We start from the raw sequence: 22,182 nt of genomic DNA, 5'->3' as shown, positions 1-22,182 counted from the left end.
ACTACCACAGGCTTGCCTCAAACACCTTTTTTAACAACGAGAGAGATTCATCTTGCGTCATGAGACGCGGGCGAGAATAATCTTCAAGGCGAATCGGGATCAACCACACACCGAGATATCTACCCTGGTAAAACACATGCCAGTCAATGAAAGCCTGACTGGTAAGAAAGGTATCAGTTTGATCGAAGAATAAATTCCCTAATCCAAAATGAATCAGGTTGTTTTCTATGAACGAAAATCCCTGCGGCGCGTGAGACTGGCTTCCACTCACAATAACCGCACCTGCCTGAGCCATTTGCAGATAATCTCCCGGGCGCTGCATGGGGGCTGGACGATAATCCTCGGTTTCAACGGACTGGAATGTTACAATCGGAAGAACTCCCTGAGACCGTAGAGAAGACACCTGTTCTTTCATCCAGGATAAATCACAGCGTGCCGCACCGGGGGAATTTTCACCTGCCCAGGCTATTTCTGGACCAGCCTGATTACAACCAATGAATGCCAACCGGTTTCCATGGTTTTCAATGAGGAGCGGCTTGGACGCCTGTGCCTGTGCCTCGCCTCCGCCAAAAACCTGCCAGCCCCGCTCTTGATATAACGAGAGAGAATAGAGATACGCCTCTACTCCCCGGTCCAGGTTGTGATTTCCGGTCAATTCCACAATGTCAGTCCCCACGGCTTCCAGAAGTTGGATATATTCCGGAGGACTGCAAAAAAGAGCTTCTCGCAACTGGGCTTTTTCAGGAGGACATTCCGGGTTAAACGAAACCTCATTGCTGATATGGGTTAAGTCAGCAGAAGAAAGCAGTGCACCGATATTCTCCTGAGGGTATAAAACGCCCTTTTCATTCATCCGCTGTGCTGTACGACGGGATAAGGCAGTTACTCCTGTCATTGCCAGAAAAGTGATCTGTTCCCTTCGATAATGAGCAAACAGGTTCTTATCAGCCTGTATGCTCAGGGTAATCGGTTGCTTCATCACCATACGGACAGGGACTCCAAGAGAGTAACTCTGGGGAAAAAAATTTGAATCAAAGGGAGAAATACCATCTACAGGAAGCGCACGCCATCTGGATGTCAGATGATCAAAAGGAAGAATAGCCATGGCACCAGGAGTCTTCCAGACTTTTTCCAGCATCAAAGACTCCTCCATTACCTCGATGCTGTTCGAAGTTGGCTCTCCCCAGTAAGCGTTAAACACCTTGAAAGTTTCGGGGCTCATTAACAGGGGAAAAGAGAGCGTTCCCCACCAAATATCTTTGAGAGTCTTAAGGCTTTCAGACATCTTTGGCTCTGGAAATGCGACTGCCAGAGAATATACCAACACGCCTGCCTGTATTGCATTAATCCCCTCTGGAGCCCCAATTTCAAAAACCCCAATCGAATTTTCCGGGTTATCAGCCACAGTAAACAATTTATCCTGCAGGATTAACTCTCTCGCAAACGGAGGAATTGCCCCATCAAACCAGATGGGGAATGCTCCCGCAGTGGGAACGTCCGTAGCCACTACTGTAGGGGTGTTTTCAGAGAGGGAAAAAACCTTCGTCGTTTCCACCGGAAGGGAATTCTCGGGTTGGGTGGGGGAGACCTCAACGGTTGAAGGGACACAACCGGAGAAAAGCAGGAAAATCCATCCAATGGAAAACCACAAAGATATTCGAGACACGCCCTAATTATACTCTGCAGGTGATTTTGCCTCCCTTTTTCACAAGCCTGTACAATTTGATGGTTTTTGATAGGGAACACCGGTAGAATGAAAGTATCAAAAGCAGGAGATAAACTATGCGTGAAGTGGCAGTTCTGGGAATCGGACAAACCAAAATTGATGAACAATGGGAAAAATCCCTGAGGGAACTGGCTGGAGAAGCAGTTCTTGCCGCTATGCTGGATGCGGGTATTACCAGAGCAGATGCTCTGTATGTTGGAAATATGATGAGTGGCTCGGCAAATCACCAACAGCATTTGGGAACTTACATTGCCGATTGGGTAGGCATAAAAAACGCTGAAGCCCTGCATATAGAAGACGCTTGCAGTTCGGGTGCAGCGGCATTCCGCAGCGCAGTCATGGCAGTTGCCTCTGGAGCCGTTGATGTGGCAATAGCCGCCGGGGTAGAAAAAATGACGGACTCCCCGGGGAGTGAGATCACCGCTGAATTAGCCACAGCCGCCGATCAGGATTGGGAAGCCAGCCAGGGATTATCATTCGTCGCGCTGAATGCGCTGATCATGCGCCGTTATATGTATGAATACAAATGGGAACGGGATCACTTTGCGGGCTTTTCCATCAATGCGCATGCCAATGGAGCCCACAACCCCTTTGCCCGATTCCAGGAACCCATCAGTGAGGCTCAATATCGTAAGGCACCCATGATTGCTGAGCCGATTAATCTGTTAGATGCTTCTCCGATGGGCGATGGCGCTGCTGCTGCAGTTCTCGTGCCGGCTGAAATGCTGAGAAGAGGAAACGGCAGGAAAGTTATCCGCGTGGTAGGATCTGCTGCCGCAACAGATACCATTGCCATCCATCACCGGAAAGATCCTTTGTGGCTTTCTGCGGCTGAAAAATCAGCCAGACAGGCATACAGCCAGGCTCAAATTGAACCCAAAGATATTGATTTATTCGAAGCCCATGATGCCTTTACCATTATGGCTGCACTTTCTCTGGAAGCCTGCGGCTTTGCAGAAAGAGGGCAGGGACCACGCCTTGCCATGGAAGGGGAAATCCGTCCCAATGGAAGAATTCCAATAGCAACACGAGGTGGTTTGAAAGCCCGCGGGCATCCTGTAGGTGCAACAGGAATGTATCAGATTGTGGAGGTGGTTCAACAACTCCGCGGAGAAGCCGGAGCCACTCAGGTAGAAGGGGCACGGTACGGCATGGCTCAAAACATTGGCGGCAGTGGCTCGAACATCATTACCCATATCTTAATGTGCGAATAACTTTTTCCCATTCGCTGGAGCCGGCATGAGCATACTCTCAATGCCGGCGTTTTGTTTTCATCCCTCAAAAATTGGGTTATAAATACTTCTGGAGCGCAACATGAAGCAAATCACCCGGGCAGTCCTTCAGGAGTATCGTCAATACACTTTTCGGCTTCAACCAGATCATCGGTTAAAAAGCCCTGAGGTAGCGCTTGATTATATTCAGGAAAGAGGATATATCTTATTCTGGCCCTGCCGTGGAATTGAATTCCCCAGTCTGTGGACTGCAGTTGCGGGAAACCGTCCCGTTGCCGATGAACACGATGACCCGGGGCACATCACCTGGGGATGGAAGGATGAATGGCTGGGAAAACACCTCGTGTATTATGGCAGGGTGATCCGACGAAAAAACACTTTCATTTCTTTAGACCTTCTCCCTTATTTTTATGCTTTATCGCCAAACTATGGCAACCCGTATGAGGATTACCTGATTGACTACACTGCAGGAAAACTTTCCGCTGAAGCAAAAGCAGTATATGAAGCACTGATCAAAGAAGGTGCACTGGATACCCTATCCCTGAGAAAAGCCGCTCGCCTGGCAAGCCGTTCCAGCGACTCTGCCTTCAACCGCGCTCTTGAGGAACTCCAGATCACCTTTCGCATTGTTCCGGTTGGGGTCGCGCAGGCAGGTGCATGGAAATATGCCTTTATTTACGATCTAACCGCCCGGCATTTTCCAAATTTAATTGAGGATGCGCACCCTATTTCCGAATGGGATGCACGAAGAGTTATTGTGCAGAAAGCCATACAAAGTCTAGGTGCTGTCCAGTTGTCAGATCTGGGTCGACTTTTTCCCTGGGAAAAGCCCCTGCTGGAAAGGACCTGTCTCACTTTAGTAGAAAGAGATGTCATTGCAGGGCAAATTTCGATTGATGCGTCGCAACCCGATTATTTCTGTGTGCCAGATCTGTTGAAAATTTAATTCGGTTTCATGAAACTGCCCAGACAATTGAAAGGTATAATCAAATCAAACCTAAGAGAGGGATGGATATGGAATTTCATGTTTCCCGTCAGGCTCGTGATCGCTATCACTTTGACTTAAGTCTTTTCGGATATCATGGCAATGTCATTTTTGCCAATTTCCACGCTGCCCGTTTATTTGCTCAAAAGATTAATCAGCACCGGGACCTGGTCAATTACCCGGAGCAGGCAGTAAAAGCGGGGCAAATTAATGCCCTGGGGTTGATGGATGAAATTTTTCATCATGTTACAGCCCTTTACCAGCAGCAAAGGAATCCTCAGACTTTTACCAAAGCGCTCCAATTCCTCACAGAACAATTTGGAAGTTCTGAAGTAGAACATTTATTGCTCAATTTTATCCAGGAGTTTCCACCCCTCTCCGTCTATCTGGGGCAAGTGACTCCCGAGGAGTATTTAGAGGGGGAAACGGAAGGGGTTCCCAACCGGGAAGCCCTGGTTGAGGAACTGATGATGCTCTGGATCACCAACCAAAATCCGGCAACAAATCCTTTCGTGGAATTGTTTGATGACGACAGACTTGCATCTACCACAATTTACAAACCCTTTATCCAGTCTCTGCATCAGTTTTTTGAAACCCAACCTCCCTTTGGACCGGATCGTCAAAATTTGATAGATTTTTTACGCAGTCCAGCCATTGCTGTACCTTACTCATTGACCGGACAACTGGAGTACATCCGGGAGCGCTGGGCTGAACTTTTAGGCAGGTTCCTGTATCGTCTTTTATCCAGTCTGGACCTTGTAAAAGAAGAAGAAAAAGCCTCGTTTTTCGGTCCTGGTCCTACTCTGATTCCGGTTTATGACCGGTATCAAATGGGTGAACTTGAGGTTGAGGCGTTCAGCCCGGATCGAGAATGGATGCCTCGCCTTGTCTTACTGGCAAAGAACACATATGTATGGCTCTATCAACTCTCCCAAAAATATCAACGTCCGATTCAACGACTGGATGAAATTCCTGATGAAGAACTGGCAGAACTGGCAAGCTGGGGCTTTTCCGGGTTGTGGCTGATTGGATTATGGGAACGCAGTCGGGCATCCGCTCGAATCAAACAACTTTGTGGTAATCCCGATGCCATTGCCTCGGCTTATTCTCTCTATGACTATGAAATTGCCGCAGATTTGGGTGGAGAAAGTGCTTATCAAAATTTGAGAGACCGGGCATGGAAATATGGAATCCGGCTGGCATCGGATATGGTTCCTAACCACATGGGGATTGATTCGCGATGGGTTGTGAATCATCCCGACTGGTTTATCCAGCTGGATTACAGTCCGTTTCCCTCTTATACCTTCTCAGGTCCAGATTTATCGAGCGATCCTTCTGTAACCATTCAAATAGAAGATCATTACTACGACCGCACCGATGCCGCCGTGGTCTTCAAATACTACGATCATCGTGATGGACGCACCCGTTATATCTATCATGGAAATGATGGCACGAGCATGCCCTGGAATGACACTGCGCAGTTGAATTACCTCATCCCGGAAGTCCGGGAAGCCGTCATTCAAACCATCCTGCAGGTAGCCCGACGGTTCCCCATCATTCGATTTGATGCCGCAATGACCCTGGCAAAACGGCACTATCAGCGCCTCTGGTACCCGGAACCCGGCACAGGCGGCGCCATCCCATCCCGTGCTGAACATGGTTTGACTCGCGAACAATTCAATGTTGTATTTCCCAAAGAATTCTGGCGCGAAGTCGTTGACCGCGTTGCTCAGGAAGCGCCCGATACTCTTCTGCTTGCTGAAGCCTTCTGGTTGATGGAGGGATACTTTGTTCGCACGTTAGGAATGCACCGTGTTTATAACAGCGCTTTCATGAACATGCTTCGAAACGAGGAAAATAACAAGTATCGAGCATTGATTAAGAACACCCTGGAATTCGATCCGGAGATTCTGAAACGTTATGTTAATTTTATGAATAACCCCGACGAACGAACAGCGGTCGATCAATTCGGGAAGGGAGACAAATACTTTGGTATTTGCGTACTGATGTCCACTCTCCCCGGTCTGCCTATGTTTGGACATGGACAGTTGGAAGGGTATTCCGAGAAATATGGCATGGAATTCCGGAAACCGATGTGGAACGAACAACCCGATCAGGATCTGATGGAGCGTCACCGCCGGGAGATCGCACCTTTACTCCACCGTCGGGCATTGTTTGCAGGCATTGACAACTTCCTTTTCTATGATTTTGTCACCCCGAATGGATGGGTGGATGAAAATGTTTTTGCCTACACCAATGGAATTGGAAACCAGAGAGCCCTGGTGGTTGTGCATAACCGGTTTGCCAGCACCGAAGGATGGATCAGAACCTCCACCCCATTCCTGGTGAAAGGACAGGGAAACCGTCCTTTAGTCCAAAAGTCGCTTTCAGAAGGGCTTGGGCTTCATACAGAAGAGGGCTGGTATACCATCGCCAGAGATCAAGTAACCGGTCAGGAGTACCTCTTCTCAAACGCAGAAATTGCTCACAATGGCTTGCACCTCTCGCTGAACGCCTATGAATATCATGTGTTCATGGACTTTCAACAGGTGAAAGACGACGAATGGCAATCCTACAAACAACTATACGAATATTTGAATGGGAGAGGAGTACCCAATATTCAAGAAGCCATTCGCGAACTGGTTCTGCGACCCGTTTTAACAGCATTTCGTGAGATCATCCATCCGGGATATATCCGGTATCTGGTAGAGAGTCGTCTGAAAACTCCCCAGCAGACATTATCCGTTCATTTGTTAGAAGAAGCAGAAGGAAAATATAACCGTTTGCTGGATGGTGCATCGGCAATCAGCGGATATAACCTCAACCGAAAAGAAATGCTCTCCAGCATGAAGCTCACCCTCCAGACAGCGCTCTCCATCCAAATCTTAAGTAGCCGTTATCCATTACCAGGCTCGAAGAAATACGCTCAGGCAATGAGTTATCTGGGAAGCGGCATCTCTCAAAATCCCGATGCTCACTGGCTGACTCTGATTGGTTGGATCTTCACCGCGAATTTAGGGAAAATTGCCGGCGTTGAGGATGTATCGGGCTTGTCCCGTTCCTGGTTGGACGAATGGCGGCTTTCAAAAGCCATCTTTGACAGCGGGCTGGGACTTGGGCTCAACGAACAACAATCCTCACGGGCTGTTTCCATGGTACGGATCTTAATCGAACAGCAAAACTGGTTCGAGGAGAATCTGAAAATCCCGGTGCGTCAGCTCATGCAGAAATGGCTGGAAAACGATGAAATTCGCCGCTACCTTGGGGTAAATCGCTACAAAGAGATCCTCTGGTTTAATCAGGAGGCGTTTGAGGAATTTGTCTGGTGGATGTATCTGTTATCTGTATTTGAGACTCTACTCAGTCCCAATGCCAGCGCCGGATTCTTTACCGAACGAGCCATTTTAGGCTTTGAAGTTGTTCAGAAACTGTTGAAAGGATTGAAGGCTTCCCAATATCAAGTCGCCAAACTGCTCGAAGCACTTTAAACCTTCTCTTTCCAGAATTCCCGGGCGCGCTGGAGATGCCTGCTGAAAACCTCAGCGGCAGTTAATCCAGTGCGCCAGGATTTCACCTCTTTCAATTTTTTCAATACCACATCCGAAAGGTCTTTTTCACAAGCCATTTGGGTAAGCCAAATGGCTTGTGCGGCATAAGCCACATTGTTTTTCGGTTCGATTCGGTCAAAGTCATCAAAAAACCAGCCGCAGGATGTAAACATCCGCTGGCGTTCATACTGAGCCCGAAGGAGAAGGTGCAATTTTTCGCGTCCCACCGAATCCAGAGTCTTACCCGTAACCTGCTCGTATAACATGTCCAGATGCACTTCCCCAAAGACTACACGGATATACTGATGGCGGAGTTCCCAGGGATCTTTTCCATCATTCCCCACCCAATCCAGATATGCCTGGTCAACAACTTCAGCAATTTCATTGAAGGCTTCTCTTAATGGGGCTTTCCAGGATGCATGTGGCGTACAGGCACACTCTCCAGACCAGCGCAACACCCCATGATGACAGGACCAGGATGAGGGTTCAATGATTTCTACGGTGTCGGTAACTGGAAATTCTTTCAGCCAGCGAGCCGGGTACATCAGTTCAATGGGCTTATCCTGAATGGCACCATCTACTAAATAGGCTAAAAATTTATCTCGAAAGGCTTGATGATGCCCGTACAGTTCTCCATCGGATGCCAGCAAAGTTAATGCAGGCATGCCCCCATTTTGATTTACCCATTTCACTTTGGGAAGAAGAAATTCCTGCACAAAAGAATCGGCATTGACGGTTGCACCAGGGTCAAAACTCAAACGAGTGCTGATCAATTGGTCATAAAAGAAAATGGCTAACGATTTTCCGCCAGGTAATACTACCCTGTACGGGTGGGCAGGAGAAACCGGGATGCCTTTCCCCTGCCATGGAGCCAGAATGGTAAACTGAATGCCGTTTTCTGCCAGGACTTCGAGAGTTTCGATATCCACAGCCGTTTCTGGCAGCCACATCCCCTGAGGAGAATGTCCAAACCGCATTTCGAAATCGTAAATTCCCCAGCGTACCTGGGTGATTTTATCCGAACGGGTAGCCAGAGGCAAAATGGTGTGATTATAAGCCTGTGCCATTGCATTGCTGACCCCATAACGTTCTACATTTGATTGGGCCTGTTGAATGATACGTTTGAGGGTAATGGGGTCATAATCAAACATCCACTCCATCAGAGTAGGACCCATGTTGAATGAGATTTTTTCAAAATTATGCAGGATAGCATTGGGATAGTAACACTGAGCATGAATCCTTTCGTTCCAGTTACGAAAGGGAGCAGCCCCGGGTTCAACCGGAATCACCCCGGTCAAAGGATCTTCGCGTGGAGGCTGGTAGAAGTGAGCGTGAACACAAAAATATAATGGCTTCATGCCATTTGATTATCCTGCAGTTTTCAAATAATGTAAACGATGGGTAAAGCGTTCTGGCATGATACCCAGAAATCGAGGCAACGTATCCAGGGTAGTGATTCTATCCGTTGCCAGATAATCAAGCAAATACGTCGGTAAAAACATGGATGGTTTGTGTCTGGAATACCTCTGGGACAAAAGACGCAAAATACCCGGTGACATCGGCACAAACGTTCTTCGCAAGCCCAATACCTCTTTAATCGATTGACAAACCTCTCGAAAGGTCAAATATTCTGGTCCTCCCAGAGAAAACAACTGGTTTTCAGCGCGAGGATCTTCCAGGAAGAGGGGCAAAGCCATCACCAGATCACCAATCCATAAGGGTTGTACAGAAGTTCGGCCCTCTCCCGGAAGCAAGAAAAAACCCGGAGATTTTCTCATGGTTACCGCAATTGGCAGGGTGAAATGATCGCCCGCACCAAATATCATGCCAGATCGAATGATAGTAAATGGTATACCCGACCGCAAAATAACTTTTTCCACCAATCCTTTGGCTTTGAGGGAGGGGAAAGCAGATAAACGATCTGCTCCTAAATGACTCAAGTACATTACTCGTTGAACCTTAGCACGAGCAGCAGAATGGAATAGCACTTCAGCAAAAGTTTTCTCAAAGGATAAATGTGATTCTGGATTCTCTGAGTGTTCTGCACTTGCAAGATGAATGATCTGGGTAACCCCTTTCAGTGCAGACTGAATTCCCCTCTCATCGTCAGGATTACAAATAACCGTTTCCACAGAAACACCTTCCGGAAGAAGCGGGGTAAATGGGGATGGACGCAAAAGGATACGAACAGAATATCCCAGTTCGACCAGGTGCGGGACTAAATGACGGCCAATGAATCCTGTAGCGCCTGTAATCAGTAGCATCGAAAGAATTATAGCAGATCAGGTTCTGGCATGACTCTTGCTCCGAAATGAACCAGAAAGTCTTTCAAGTCCAGTGGAGGCAATTATCAGCATGGAATCCATTACAACAACCCCGCAACTTGGCGTTCACTACTTTCTTGATAATGAACATTACCGGCTACAAGATGCCATCACCTTCCTCCCCCTGATCAAGTCAGCAGGCAGTCACCTGTTGTTTTTGTCGGTTCATTCTACTACGGCCATTCCAGAATATTTTCTATCTCAATGTATAGCAGAAAATCTTTGCCCGGTTATTCATCTGCGATTATCCGTTGAAAATGCCTCCCAAAACAGAGACCTCTACCTGCTAATAGAAACATATGCAAAACAAGGGGTAAAGCATTTGATCTTTTTTGACCGGCCCAATATGCGCTCATCCTGGTCAGCGCCGGTCTGGGTGCTCCCGAATCTGGTCGAACGATTCGTAGATCAGGTTTTTCCTCTGTTTGAGTTTGCCAACCGATTCGATATCCTCCCAATCTTACCTCCCCTTGAACCCGGCGGAGATTACTGGGATACCCTCTTCCTGAAATCTACACTACAAGCCATGCAGCGGAGAAATCACGAGGTCCATTTTGGCATCAGCGCTTATGGATGGACCTGCGGACATCCTCTGAACTGGGGCACAGGTGGTCCAGAACGCTGGCCGCTTGTTTTGCCTTACCACCTGAACCCGGAGAATGAAGACCATCGGGGAGTGAACATTCACGAATGGTATTCCTCTATTGCCCGTTCGGTTGGTTTTGAGAACCTGCCATTGTTCATCCTTGAAACAGGGAAACCAGAGGAACCTTCAACAGATCTGGAAACATGGCAAGGACTGGAAATTCTCAAAGCCTTTTTCACCCCCAAAGAACAGAAAAATCAACCATCAGGCTCTCATTCGGTTCAGGCAATGGGATTGTGGATACCTGGTGAACCAGACAGCACAGCCTTTCAGCAAGCCCTCGAACAAATCAAAGCATGGACGGATACACATCAACCAAAACAGAGTTTCCAGAGCGTAAATCCCCCCGCCATGCCTGTCATCGCACATTATGTGCTGGTTGGCACCAGTCACCCAGCAATTACAGACTGGCGGGTGAGAGCCTCTTATCCCTTTGTCATAAAACACAAAGCCACCTTAGGCTTTTCCCTTCAAGAAGCAACACAAGCCAGACATGTGACGGTTCTTGCCACTGAGGAAGAAGTGCCAGAAGCAGATTTGAGTTATTTGCGTCACATGGGCATTCTTGTAGAACGGATCAGTGAGACTGGCACAGCCCTTGCAACAATCCTGAGAGAGAGGTGAAACCATGTTGACAAAACCTGCACAAAACAATTCCCATGTTCATCTTCCAAATCTCAAGGTTCTGGGGTTGGGAGGAGGCGGATCGAACGCAGTCAATCGGATGATTGAACTGGATCTGAAGGGGGTGGAATTCATTGCCGCCAACACCGATTTACAAGCCCTGAAACAATCCCTGGCACCCAAGAAAATCGTTCTGGGACCTCGCACCACTCGCGGGCTGGGTGCGGGCGGCAACCCCATTCAGGGAGAACTGGCGGCAGAAGAAAGTTTCAATGTGCTGTGCGACGCACTTCGCGGAGCGGATATGGTCTTCCTGACTGCCGGTATGGGAGGTGGAACCGGCACGGGCTCCATTCCTGTGGCTGCCAGAGCGGCGCGTTCGGTTGGTGCGGTGACCGTTGCCATTGTGACCATGCCTTTTGGGTTTGAGGTTGGAAAACGCCAAAAGAATGCCCGTGAAGGGTTGATGAAACTTCAACCTCATGCAGACACCTTAATTACTGTGCCTAACGATCAATTACTGAAGATTGCCTCTCCGAATTTACCGCTGGATATGGCTTTCCGCCTTGCAGATGATGTCCTCAGACAAGGGATTCAAGGAATTTCTGAATTAATCACCCAGCCTGGCCTGATCAATGTGGATTTTGCTCACATTCGGCAAGTGATGCAACACGGCGGTGGCTCGCTCATGGCAATTGGCATTGGCGAAGGCAATTCCAAAGCCCTGAAAGCCGTTGAACATGCCATTCACCATCCGCTTCTCGATTCCATCAGTCTCGATTCCGCCACGGGAATCATTGCCAACTTCACCGGAGGCGCCGACCTGACCTTCATGGAACTAATGGAAGCCATGCAATATCTTCAGGAACAAACTCATGGGCGGGCAGACATCATCCCGGGTGTGATTACGGATGAACGCATGAGAGACCGCGCTCAGGTCATCTTAATCGTCACAGGTGTAGGCGCAACCCCGGTGGAGGCCATCCAGAGAGTGACGCCCGTCCAGCAGGAAACCAGGTTCGAGAAACCTGTTCAACCGGTAGAGGTTCGCGAACCTCTACCTGCTGAGATTTCTTCAACGGATCTGGACATCCCGGCGTTCATGCGTCGAAGATTACACTAAATGAGGATTCGTGCGGCTATGGAAACTCACCTCCTGACGTCCATTTGTAAAGAAGTCTACCGGCAATTTCCGGAAGTGGCTGGGGTTTCGCCAAAAGTTACGAAACGCCCGGACGGTCATCTTTTGATCTTCAAAGCCAGCGTTAAAACCGCAGATGGGCATCCCCTTCCCAGAACTGTTCGGGCTGTTGTTGATCAAAATGGAAAAATCATCAAATTAACCACCTCAAAATAGCGTATTCATTGCCTCAGGAGAGCGTTTATGAAAGCCAATCTACACTACCACCTGGAATTAATGGCCTGTAATATCGCCATCACCGCATTAAGCCGTTCTTCTTTTGTCCGCGCTCTTGTCCGATCTACACTGACAGGTTCTTATCAGAGCAAAGAATGGTTATGGCTGGTGGGTCTCCTTTCATGCGGTTTCACCGGCTTCGTTTTAGGTTTCTGTCTGATCATTTTCCTTATTTGAGACACCAAGACTATGAACAAGCATCCATGGGCTATTTTCTTCATTGTCGCTTTTACCATCTCAGCATGGTTCGGTTTCCTGTTTGCCATTCGGGTGGAACAATTAGGGCTGTTGAACTTTTCTTCCCCGTCAGCGGTGCATATCAGCAACTCACAAGTGAATTACCTGGTCATTGAGGTGGATTCGCTTTCCTCCAGTAAACCATCTTTCCAATCTGCCTGGATGGTACTGCGTTACCAGTCTTCCAATCAATCGGCACTTCATTTGATGCGAATCGACACCTCAGAAGACCTGCATAAGGATTTACAGAGCAATTTCCAGATCAAGCAAGATAAACTGGCTCAAAAGTTTACCCGACAACTCAGCAAGAAAGGCTATCAGTGGGCATATTTTGTTGTCGTGGATCAAAAAGGGCTGGAAGAAATTAAATCGGCGTTTCCCAAAGAAATTTCCGACTCTACAGGCAAAGACTTAAAGGGGATATTGAGCGCCACCTGCCAGGTCTTAGGCAATCGCCCGATTCTGTCTTATCCTCTGAATGTTGATGCCCTGAAAGAGCACGTAAGCACCAACTGGTCAAAAGACCTTGCCATAAAAGAATGGGAGAGACTGACAGCCTCTCCCAAACCAACCCGGTGCGAGTGGTATCCTACCCATTAGCCTTACTGGTACTGGAACGAATGATCAGTTGAGGAGAGATGCGTTTATGCTCAATGGTGAAATCCTTCTTGTCAATCCGGTTAATTAAGTATTCAATTCCGATTTGTGCCTGTTCATCATAATCTTGTTTGACGGTTGTAAGTGGAGGTTCAAAGAAGGAGGAAATCAACTCATCATCGAACCCTACCACAGAAATATCATTTGGTACCCGGTACCCACATTCATGAATTGCGCGTAAAGCCCCTAAAGCCATCAAGTCATTGCCACATATGAGCGCCGTAAAGCGCTTACCATTTTTCTGAAGCAATTGACGGGTTAATCGGTAACCGCTGGGGACAGTGAAGTCACCTTCCAACCAGGCAACCAGTTCAAGCCCATATTCCCCCGCAATCGCTTCCACAGCGCGATGACGCATTCTGGCATCGTAGTTCACCATCAACCCGCTGATTTCGGCAATTTTGTGATGTCCTAATTGAGCCAGATGTCTAAGCACTGCACGCATTCCCTGTTCCTGATCAAACAGTACAGCAGGCACGTGATCTACTGGCTCACCACCCAACTGAATATAGGGTACGCCTCGACAAAAGCGGTTGAGTTCTTCTGCAGTATAAATTCCCTGAGGATCAATAAAGAGAAATCCGTCCACAATTCTGGAAGAAACTTCATTCAATAATCCCTGTAACTCTTCCCGAGAAACAGGTTCTTTGATCATGGAGAGTCCTACTCGATATCCATGAGAATCTGCATGTTGAATAATGGCAGGGAGCGGGGTCAGGAAACGAGGATTAAGGTGAACCAGGTAAAGGGTCTGGGAACGCCCTGTAATCAGGCTTCGCGCCGCTCGATTGGGGTGGTAATCCAGAATTCGAATGGCTTCTAAAACCCGCTCACGGGTATCATCGGCTACATTGGGGCTGTTGTTAATGACACGAGAAACCGTTTGATGGGATACATTCGCTAAACGCGCAACATCATGTAATGTTGGATGACGATTTGCCGCTACCACCAGAGTTCACCTCTGAGCCATAAATTTTTCTAATTATAATCCTACATTCTCATGCTGCTGTGAGGAATATTTTCTCAATTGATTTATAATCACACCATCTTTGGAACGGAGTAGAGAATGACCATTCAGGCATTAATATTTGATCTTGATGGATTACTCATCGACTCAGAACGGCTCTCTCAACGGTCATGGTCTGAAGTCATGGCTCATGCGGGTTACACTTTGAGCGAAGAAATTTACCATCAAATGATTGGTAGAACTGAACAGGATGTCAAAGCCATTCTTAGACAAGCCTATGGAATGGAATTTCCATTTGAGGAAATGTATCAAAAACGGGAAAAACGCTTCTTTGAAATCATCGAGCAGGAAGGTATGCCTACAAAGGCGGGATGGGAGAAGTTAGCCGCTCATATTTCCCGTACCGGTTTGAAAACCGCAGTTGCGTCTTCAACCTATTGCCGTCTGGCAGAGAAAAAATTGAAAGCCGCAGGACTGTCTAATTTCTTCCAAGTGATTGTCACAGGGGACGAAGTGGCACGTGGAAAGCCAGCGCCTGATCTATTCCTCACTGCGGCAAAAAAACTGGAAGTTTCTCCTTCCAGTTGTGTTGTGCTTGAGGACTCTGAAGCAGGAATCCAGGCAGCCTCCGCAGCGGGAATTCGATGCATTCACATTCCGGACATTCAACCCATTTCGCCACAGGCCTTAAGTCTGGTATGGCGTCAGGTAAACACCCTGGCGGATGTGGTTGAGATTCTGGAAAAGGAGTGTGACCGCTCCCCAATACATCCCGATTAATCCGGCTCCGAATAACCACATAGCGCAATTGCTTTGGGCCCGGTATGGGCTCCCAATACAGGGCTGACAATTGTGATGAAGAGTTCGGCAGGATGGAACGTCTCTTTTACCCGTTCAGCAAGAGCCTCTGCCTCGTCTCTGGCAGCGTTGTGTAAAACTGTAATATGCATCGGCTTGCTGGTATCCATGTGCTTAAAAAATTCCTTAAACAGTCCATCAATAGCGGCATTGCGAGAACGCGCTGGTATAGAAGGATGGACAACACCAGTGGCGGGATCTACATAAATTAAGGGTTTAATTTGTAATAATGACGCAAGAAATTTGGTTGCCTTCCCAATCCGTCCCCCTTTTTCAAGGTACTTCATGGTATTTAGGGACACATAGTAAACCATTTTTTCACGAACTTTTGTAGCCACCGCCATCATTTCCTGAGCATTTGCGCCTTTTTCACGCGCTCGCGCAGCAGCAATCACCTGCCAGCCCAATCCCATCGAGTTGTTTTTACTGTCCACAATGTGAATGGGTACAGGAAAATCCTGCGCGGCAAGGCGAGCCGACTCAATGGTTCCACTCATTGCGCTGGAAATAGTAAAAACAATGATTTCCTGCGCACCTTCGGCACGGACTTTCTGATATACATTCAAAAAATCCTGGGGAGATGGTTGGGATGTAGTTGGATGAACGGCTTCCCGTTCCAGCCTTTCGTAAAAGGCTTCAGGGGATAAGGTAACCCCATCCAGAAAAGTTTCATTCCCGAAGTGAATTGTTAGAGGAACAACGGAAATTTCGTTTTCTTCCCGCCAGGCTTGAGGGATGTCACAGGTGCTGTCGGTAATCAGTGCAATGGGGTATTTCATATATATATACGCGCTTTCTTTATTAGGAATTTTGGAAATATTATACTCTTCCCGATTTCACCTGAAGGGTGACTGCAGTCATATTTCCAGGCACATCTAAAAGGTTCACAAATTGGTTGTTTCCATAAAAACCCTTTGGGAACTTTTTATCCTTTAAACCGTCTGGTTTAGTAAGTAAAACAATTGGAGGTAAAAATGCCAAAATCCTGGATCATAATGATTATCATTTTTGGGCTACTCATTTCTGCATGTCAGCCACAGAGTTCATCTTCCGTTACACCCTCTCCTTATCCATCAGGAGATGTACCCAATGGATCCACAGAGCCCTATCCAGCACCCGATACAATCACTGAAGAAAAGGCAATGGAGAATACCCTTCAAAAGGCATCTGAAGTGCTCAATGTCCCCAGAGAGAAACTCAAAATCCAAGAAGTAGAAAAAAGAGAATGGGCTAATGCATGTCTTGAATTACCTCAACCCGATGAGGTTTGCGCTGAAATGATCGTCAGTGGTTACCGCATTCACCTCCTGGTTGATGGCAAAACCGTAGTGATTCATACCAATCAAGATGGCACAACCATACGAGTTGTTGGAGACGTCCCTATGGTAGATATATCCGAAAAAGTAAAAACATTTTTGATGGAATCCTTTGGCGCAAATGAAAGTCAGATTAACATCCTTCAAATTCAGGAAGTAGAATGGCCCGATTCCTGTCTGGGTATCTCCCAACCGGATCAAATGTGCCTGCAGGTGATTACGCCAGGATATCGTATTCTCGTCGAGGTTCAGGGAAAGAAAGTTACACTGCACACGAATCGAGATGGATCTCGAATCCTTCAAGCGAAAAGATAACCCCCGTTTCTAATAAGAAATTACACCAGAGAACCAACTGGCTCTGGTGTAATTTCTTCGTATCCAGTAAACTATCTCCTATGAACAGGGTTTACCCCAAAAGAATTCGTTTATTTCTGTTTATTGTGATTCTGGCAGTCATCTCTGGCTGTACAACTCCAACGGTCAATCCGCCCTCCATCACCCGGGAACCCAGCCCAGGAGCCATCACCCCTACCCCCCAACCAACCCCTACGTTTACCCCTGAAGTTCCGCTGGAGTACCGTGTCGATGTGAATACACTCAAGGGGAGTGAAATCCTGTTTTTACATCCCTTTACTGGGGCTCTTGCCGGGCAATATGAAGAATGGAGCATGCGGTTTAACCAGGAAAACCCCTTCGGGATGAAGGTCAGGGTTTTGAGTTCTGGCGGTATGGATTCATTGCCCGCTTTGATACAATCCGAGAACCCCCAGGTCATTTTAGCCCCACCGGAATACCTGTCTTTCGGACTGAATGTAGGATGGATTACACCATTAGATGGATATCTCTCTCTCCATGAGTGGGGACTTTCCGAAACAGAACAGCAGGAAATCCATGAAATGTTCTGGCTTCAGGATCGGTTTTCAGGAGCGCAAAGTGGTTTTCCGGCACTGCGAACTGTGTATGGGATGGTTTATAACCGCACCTGGGCAAATGAATTGGGCTATCCGGAAGCGCCCACAACCCCCCAGGAGTTGCTCGAGCAAGCCTGCGCTGCCGCGCGTCAGAACAATCGAAGCGTCTATCTGGAAAAACGAGGAACTGGAGGATGGTTGTTATCAACTGAACCATTCCATGACCTGGTATGGTGGTACGCATTCAATGCCAGAGTATTACCTGAGAAACCCGGTGAACCCATTCAATTTAATCAAACCGAAGTGAACGACACCCTCAAGTTCCTGCGAAACATGCAAGCCCAGGGATGCCTCTGGCAGGGGCTGAATCCTTCTCCTTACGGATATTTTTCAGACCGCTACACGTTGTTTTATATCGGTTCTCTTCAAGACCTTTCCTTTCAACAGGGATATCAACAGAGTACCGAAAGCAAAGATGAATGGTTATTGATCCCCTTTCCACAAGAGGATGGAAAACCGTTTTACCTGACCACCGGTTACTCATACGGTTTGTTGAAGAATGACCCTCACCTTCAAATGGCGGGATGGTTGTGGATACGATGGCTCACGGAAAATACCAGACAGATGGAAATCACCAGAGTTTATGGCGGTATTTCTTTGGAAAACCCATTCAAAGACTCTCTCCTTCTCCCAGAACTGCAAAAGCACTTTGAAGGAGAAGCCTCCCTTATTCCTTTACCTGGCAATCCGGATTGGCTGGTGATTCGTCGCCCGATTCAAGATGCATTCTGGCAAGTTTTTCACCTGGCAGAAGGTCAATCGGTTGAAGATGTCGTGGCTGAACTCAAAACGTTAGCAGAATATGAGCTTTTCCGCTCCCAGTCCACCCCCACTCCCTAGGTTGATACAGGCATTTGGATAACACCCCAAAAACCGCTATAATCCTGTACAGGATCAGAGTCAATCATGTTTGGGTCTTTAAATGTTCCCTTGCGTGGGAAATCGGAAGAATTCATCCGACTGTATCATCATACAGTTCAGGAGGTATTCCGATACTTCCTTGCCCGGTGTGGGGACTGGCAAGAGGCTCAAGAACTCACCCGATTTGTCTTTTTGCAGGCGGCAAGGGCGTGGAGCCATCGAAAGGACTCAAAGACATCCCATCAGGAATGGCTTTTTCAGATTGCTGTAGCCACTCTCAAACGGCATCCTGCTTATGAACCCCCTCCAGAGAATGGGCTTTCTTTACCCACACAACAACAATTGACCTTCTTTGCCCGCATCCAGGAGCATGCTGAGCAGTGGAAACAACTTCCTCGAAAATACGCAGATGGGCTGGCAATGGCTTTATTTACCTCACTGGAGGTAGATCAGATTGCGGCTGTGCTTGGCTGGCAACCCATTGATACGCAAGCCAATCTTTCCAGACTTATTTCTCAATATACCCATCTGCGCACACTTCAAGATTTATTAATGCCGGTAGGGTACTTCACCCAGCATCTGGAACAAGAAATTCGCTCCATCCTTGCCCAGAAACCCTCAAATGAATTTCTGTTCACTTTCAGGTTATTCTTCTGGCGAGTTGAGTACCTGCATGAAAAAATATTTGGTTTCCTCTCGAGGGCATTACCCATAATTCTTTTCGTAATTATTCTCTTCTGGACCATTTTGCGCTTAAGCGGTCCATCTGGAGCCTTTTCCCCCTTCAGCCCTGCATCCACACCAATTTTCATGAACGAAGTCACACCGACTGTTGAACCAGAAAAGTCTACCATTCCTCCAGCCGGGTCTTCAGAAGATCGAGTGCTTTACGTGGGATGGGATGGAAGCATTCGAATACTAGATCTCGCAACAGAAACAGAAACCGTTCTCACCGAGTCCGGTTTTTTTCAACCATCGGAGGAATTCACTCTCACCCCGCCAGTGCTTTCCCCAGATGGAAACTGGCTGGTTGTGAATTGTCCTCAAGATCAAACTTTGTGGCTGGTTGCTACCGATGGTAGTAAGACAACCATTCCCATTGCGTCTTCTCCAGTACCCCTTTCATGGTCAAAAGATGGAAAACACCTCTTCCTTGCGGGGATTGATGCTCCTCGCACCATCAGCGATTACTCTATTGAACGCGGTAACACGGTTCCATTTGCCAGACTCCCTGGTAAGGTTCTAAGTATATCCCTGTCTCCCAATGACAAATGGATGGCAGTGTTGTACCTGTCTCCCTCTGGTTTACCGTCAGGTGAAGTGTATTTGGGCTTATTAGATCGCAGCGGAACAAAACGGATTGTATTGACTTCAAAAAACGAAACAAAGAGCAATTCACTGCCTGTAATGGGTGATTACCGGTTACTGTGGACAACCCGGAGCGACCAACTGTGGGTGCCGAGATGGAAACTGGCTTATTCCATAGACGACACTCTCCTTGCCGAACTCGAGCCTTCTGAAAGTGAGATACCGGTTGGGAAATATGTCTCTTCCCGGGAAATGCCTTTATGGAGTCCTCCAACATTCCATGAAGAACAAACGCTTACCACCATGCTGGCTTTGTTTGGAAGCAGTTATCTGAATAAGGCTCCGGTTATCTCCCATCAAAACGAACGAATTTTCTTATCTCCTGATCATTACAGGGTACTGATTTCTCGCACTGTGCGAGAGGATCTCAAAGAGGGTTTTTTGATCCTGAAAGACACTACTGACTGGGAAAATAACCTCTGGACAACAGAGTTTCCCTCCATCCAGAAGGCTGATTGGACAGCAGAGCAAAATCTTTTGCTCCTCGGCGAAACGTTTCACACCCCCGGAAGAATCTGGAAATTGCCTGTGGAGGATCCACAGCAAGTTGAAGTGCTTGTTAATGATGGCATTCTTTTGGGGACCTTTTCATCCATTCAATCTCAGTCACAAAACCTTGCACCTGCTTTTCCGGTTGAAACCATTTTTGCCTCAAATCCGGTGCGGATCCCAGCCCCCGGAGTGCCACTGGGATCTTTTTTAGTGCCTTTTGGATGGCAAATCTGGATCTATGATACCCCAACTCCTACTTTGTCTATAACCAACTTTTACCGCTCTGGCCCGGTGGGTTGGATTGCACTGGATTCTTCAAAGGTCTTGATCAATATCCGTTACAGCGAATTTCTCATTTCCAGTCTTATCCAAAGTCCGCCTGCTGATTTTCAAACTGTTTCCGGAATTCCCGTGTATCACCTCACTACGTTCAAAGATACCGACCAGACAGTTCTCAGTGATACGTACTGGATCCATTTGAAGGAGGAGGGAAAAGCGCTCAGTATTGATTATTTGCCATCAAATACCCAGCAAAAAGCGTGGGTAGAAAAGATCATTCTCTCCTTCCAGATTGAAAAATCCCCTCAATCCCCATAATAAACAACCCTCTGATGTTAGATAGAATCAGAGGGTTGTCCTGATAGGGTACCACACCTTAATCAGACAGGGCTTGATCCAGATCCCAGAGAATATCTTCAATATCTTCTATCCCGATGCTCAACCGAATGAAATCAGGGGTGACCCCGGCACTTCGCTGGGCATCAGGGTTTAATTGACTGTGGGTGGTGCTGGCTGGATGAATCGCCAGGCTTTTGGCATCGCCTACATTTGCCAGATGACTGAATAATTGTAAGCGATCGATAAACCGCTTGCCGGCTTCCAGACCGCCATCAATTCCAAAACCAAGAATTGCCCCTGCTCCTTTTGGGAGATATTTCTTTGCACGATGGTAATCAGGATGATCGGGCAACCCCGGATAGGTTACCCACCGAACCTTTGGGTGTTGGGCTAAGAACTCCGCCGTTTTCTGAGCATTCTGTACATGACGGTCCATTCGCAGGCTGAGGGTTTCCACCCCTTGAAGGAACAACCATGAATTAAAGGGAGACTGGCACGCCCCAATATCTCTGAGAATCTGCACCCGCGCCTTAAGAATGAATGCCCCAAGACCAGTTTCTGCGTATACCAGTCCATGGTAACTCTCATCTGGCGTGTTGAAATTGGGGAAACGTGGATTACCTTTCCATTGGAAATTTCCCCCATCTACAATAATGCCACCAATGGAAGTGCCGTGCCCGCCAATAAATTTAGTGGTGGAATGGGTGACAATATTGGCACCCCATTCAATCGGTCGGCATAAATAAGGAGTAGCGAACGTGTTGTCAATCATCAGCGGAATCTGATATTCCCTTGCAATGGCAGAGACTTCTTCAAAAGGAAACACGTTGATACGTGGGTTTCCCAGAGTCTCTCCGTATATGATTTTTGTATTATCCCGAATGGCTCTTCGAAAGTTTTCAGGGTCAGATGGATCCACAAAGGTCACGTCTATTCCCAGACGCGGGAATGTATAGGCAAACTGGTTATAGGTTCCGCCATATAAAGTAGAAGCAGAAACGATATGATCCCCCTGCCCGCAAAGGGTGAGAATCGCCATGGTTTGAGCCGCATGGCCGGAACTGGCAGCCAGAGCCCCCACTCCCCCTTCCAGGTCCGCGATGCGTTGTTCCAGAACATCGGTGGTGGGATTCATAATCCGGGTATAAATGTTTCCGCTTTCCTGTAGGGAAAATAAACGAGCCGCATGGTCGGTATCCCGGAAGACATATGAAGTAGTCTGATACAAAGGTACAGCACGAGATCCGGTCACCGGATCAGGAACCTGAGCGGCGTGAACCTGACGGGTGGTAAATCCAAACTGACGACGACGCGATGACGTTTGTTGAGACATGT

Annotated in this window: 18 protein-coding genes; 12 read left to right on the top strand and 6 right to left on the bottom strand. The window is 47.6% G+C overall.

Annotated features, from left to right (window positions below; genetic code table 11):
* Position 1: 1 nt before the first annotated feature.
* Positions 2 to 1,666, bottom strand: coding sequence for a CapA family protein (locus tag LHF31_RS05080; protein ID WP_298008150.1), 1,665 nt, complete (start codon positions 1,664 to 1,666; stop codon positions 2 to 4).
* Between the two features lie 116 nt (positions 1,667 to 1,782).
* Between LHF31_RS05080 and LHF31_RS05075 the strand changes: the two genes are divergently transcribed.
* The 3 genes from LHF31_RS05075 (at position 1,783) to LHF31_RS05065 (ending at position 7,431) form a co-directional block, all read left to right on the top strand.
* The gene (locus LHF31_RS05075) at positions 1,783 to 2,940 is read left to right on the top strand and encodes a thiolase domain-containing protein (protein ID WP_298008152.1); all 1,158 of its coding nucleotides are present in this window, start codon (positions 1,783 to 1,785) and stop codon (positions 2,938 to 2,940) included.
* A gap of 100 nt (positions 2,941 to 3,040) precedes the next feature.
* Positions 3,041 to 3,904 carry a hypothetical protein gene (locus LHF31_RS05070; RefSeq protein ID WP_298008154.1) on the top strand — a complete coding sequence of 288 codons (864 nt, stop codon included), beginning with the start codon at positions 3,041 to 3,043 and terminating at the stop codon, positions 3,902 to 3,904.
* Positions 3,905 to 3,972: 68 nt separating this feature from the next.
* Complete coding sequence (locus LHF31_RS05065; RefSeq protein ID WP_298008156.1) at positions 3,973 to 7,431, top strand: alpha-amylase family glycosyl hydrolase; 3,459 nt, start codon at positions 3,973 to 3,975, stop codon at positions 7,429 to 7,431.
* On the opposite strand, the gene LHF31_RS05060 is transcribed toward LHF31_RS05065, so the two are convergent.
* The gene (locus tag LHF31_RS05060; protein ID WP_298008158.1) at positions 7,428 to 8,849 is read right to left on the bottom strand and encodes a DUF3536 domain-containing protein; all 1,422 of its coding nucleotides are present in this window, start codon (positions 8,847 to 8,849) and stop codon (positions 7,428 to 7,430) included. The genes LHF31_RS05065 and LHF31_RS05060 overlap by 4 nt on opposite strands.
* Positions 8,850 to 8,858: 9 nt before the next feature.
* Positions 8,859 to 9,755, bottom strand: coding sequence for an SDR family oxidoreductase (locus LHF31_RS05055; protein WP_298008161.1), 897 nt, complete (start codon positions 9,753 to 9,755; stop codon positions 8,859 to 8,861).
* Positions 9,756 to 9,846: 91 nt separating this feature from the next.
* On the opposite strand from LHF31_RS05055, the gene LHF31_RS05050 reads away from it, so the two are divergent.
* From LHF31_RS05050 to LHF31_RS05030, 5 genes are read left to right on the top strand one after another with little or no spacing between them, the layout of a single operon-like run.
* Positions 9,847 to 11,085 (top strand): hypothetical protein, encoded by a 1,239-nt coding sequence (locus LHF31_RS05050; RefSeq protein WP_303773732.1) that lies wholly within the window; start codon positions 9,847 to 9,849, stop codon positions 11,083 to 11,085.
* 4 nt (positions 11,086 to 11,089) lie between these two features.
* Entirely contained in the window at positions 11,090 to 12,208 is a 1,119-nt protein-coding gene (ftsZ, locus tag LHF31_RS05045) for a cell division protein FtsZ (RefSeq protein ID WP_298008164.1), read from the top strand.
* Positions 12,209 to 12,226: 18 nt separating this feature from the next.
* Complete coding sequence (locus LHF31_RS05040; RefSeq protein ID WP_298008166.1) at positions 12,227 to 12,442, top strand: hypothetical protein; 216 nt, start codon at positions 12,227 to 12,229, stop codon at positions 12,440 to 12,442.
* A 27-nt stretch (positions 12,443 to 12,469) separates the two neighbouring features.
* The gene (locus tag LHF31_RS05035; protein ID WP_298008168.1) at positions 12,470 to 12,679 is read left to right on the top strand and encodes a hypothetical protein; all 210 of its coding nucleotides are present in this window, start codon (positions 12,470 to 12,472) and stop codon (positions 12,677 to 12,679) included.
* A gap of 12 nt (positions 12,680 to 12,691) precedes the next feature.
* Entirely contained in the window at positions 12,692 to 13,339 is a 648-nt protein-coding gene (locus LHF31_RS05030) for a hypothetical protein (RefSeq protein WP_298008170.1), read from the top strand.
* Here the strand turns inward: LHF31_RS05030 and LHF31_RS05025 are convergent.
* On the bottom strand, positions 13,329 to 14,345 hold the full coding sequence (locus LHF31_RS05025; protein WP_298008173.1) for a LacI family DNA-binding transcriptional regulator: 1,017 nt from the start codon (positions 14,343 to 14,345) through the stop codon (positions 13,329 to 13,331). The two genes, LHF31_RS05030 and LHF31_RS05025, sit on opposite strands and share 11 nt — an antisense overlap.
* A 117-nt stretch (positions 14,346 to 14,462) precedes the next feature.
* On the opposite strand from LHF31_RS05025, the gene LHF31_RS05020 reads away from it, so the two are divergent.
* On the top strand, positions 14,463 to 15,143 hold the full coding sequence (locus tag LHF31_RS05020; protein WP_298008174.1) for an HAD family phosphatase: 681 nt from the start codon (positions 14,463 to 14,465) through the stop codon (positions 15,141 to 15,143).
* On the opposite strand, the gene LHF31_RS05015 is transcribed toward LHF31_RS05020, so the two are convergent.
* Positions 15,140 to 16,000 carry a DegV family protein gene (locus LHF31_RS05015; RefSeq protein ID WP_298008176.1) on the bottom strand — a complete coding sequence of 287 codons (861 nt, stop codon included), beginning with the start codon at positions 15,998 to 16,000 and terminating at the stop codon, positions 15,140 to 15,142. The genes LHF31_RS05020 and LHF31_RS05015 overlap by 4 nt on opposite strands.
* 195 nt (positions 16,001 to 16,195) lie before the next feature.
* Here LHF31_RS05015 and LHF31_RS05010 point away from each other — a divergent pair, with 195 nt between their 5' ends.
* From LHF31_RS05010 to LHF31_RS05000, 3 genes are all read left to right on the top strand, one after another.
* Positions 16,196 to 16,852, top strand: coding sequence for a hypothetical protein (locus LHF31_RS05010; RefSeq protein ID WP_298008178.1), 657 nt, complete (start codon positions 16,196 to 16,198; stop codon positions 16,850 to 16,852).
* Between the two features lie 80 nt (positions 16,853 to 16,932).
* Positions 16,933 to 18,348, top strand: a complete 1,416-nt coding sequence (locus tag LHF31_RS05005) for an ABC transporter substrate-binding protein (RefSeq protein WP_298008180.1) — start codon at positions 16,933 to 16,935, stop codon at positions 18,346 to 18,348.
* Positions 18,349 to 18,414: 66 nt separating this feature from the next.
* Positions 18,415 to 20,826, top strand: a complete 2,412-nt coding sequence (locus LHF31_RS05000; RefSeq protein ID WP_298008182.1) for a hypothetical protein — start codon at positions 18,415 to 18,417, stop codon at positions 20,824 to 20,826.
* A gap of 58 nt (positions 20,827 to 20,884) precedes the next feature.
* On the opposite strand, the gene LHF31_RS04995 is transcribed toward LHF31_RS05000, so the two are convergent.
* The gene (locus LHF31_RS04995; protein ID WP_298008184.1) at positions 20,885 to 22,180 is read right to left on the bottom strand and encodes an O-acetylhomoserine aminocarboxypropyltransferase/cysteine synthase family protein; all 1,296 of its coding nucleotides are present in this window, start codon (positions 22,178 to 22,180) and stop codon (positions 20,885 to 20,887) included.
* Positions 22,181 to 22,182: the final 2 nt, after the last annotated feature.

Origin of the sequence: Anaerolinea thermophila (assembly GCF_020723905.1) — a bacterium.
GTDB classification, from domain to species: Bacteria; Chloroflexota; Anaerolineae; order Anaerolineales; family Anaerolineaceae; genus Anaerolinea; species Anaerolinea thermophila_A.
This window is presented reverse-complemented; position numbering and strand designations above follow the sequence as displayed.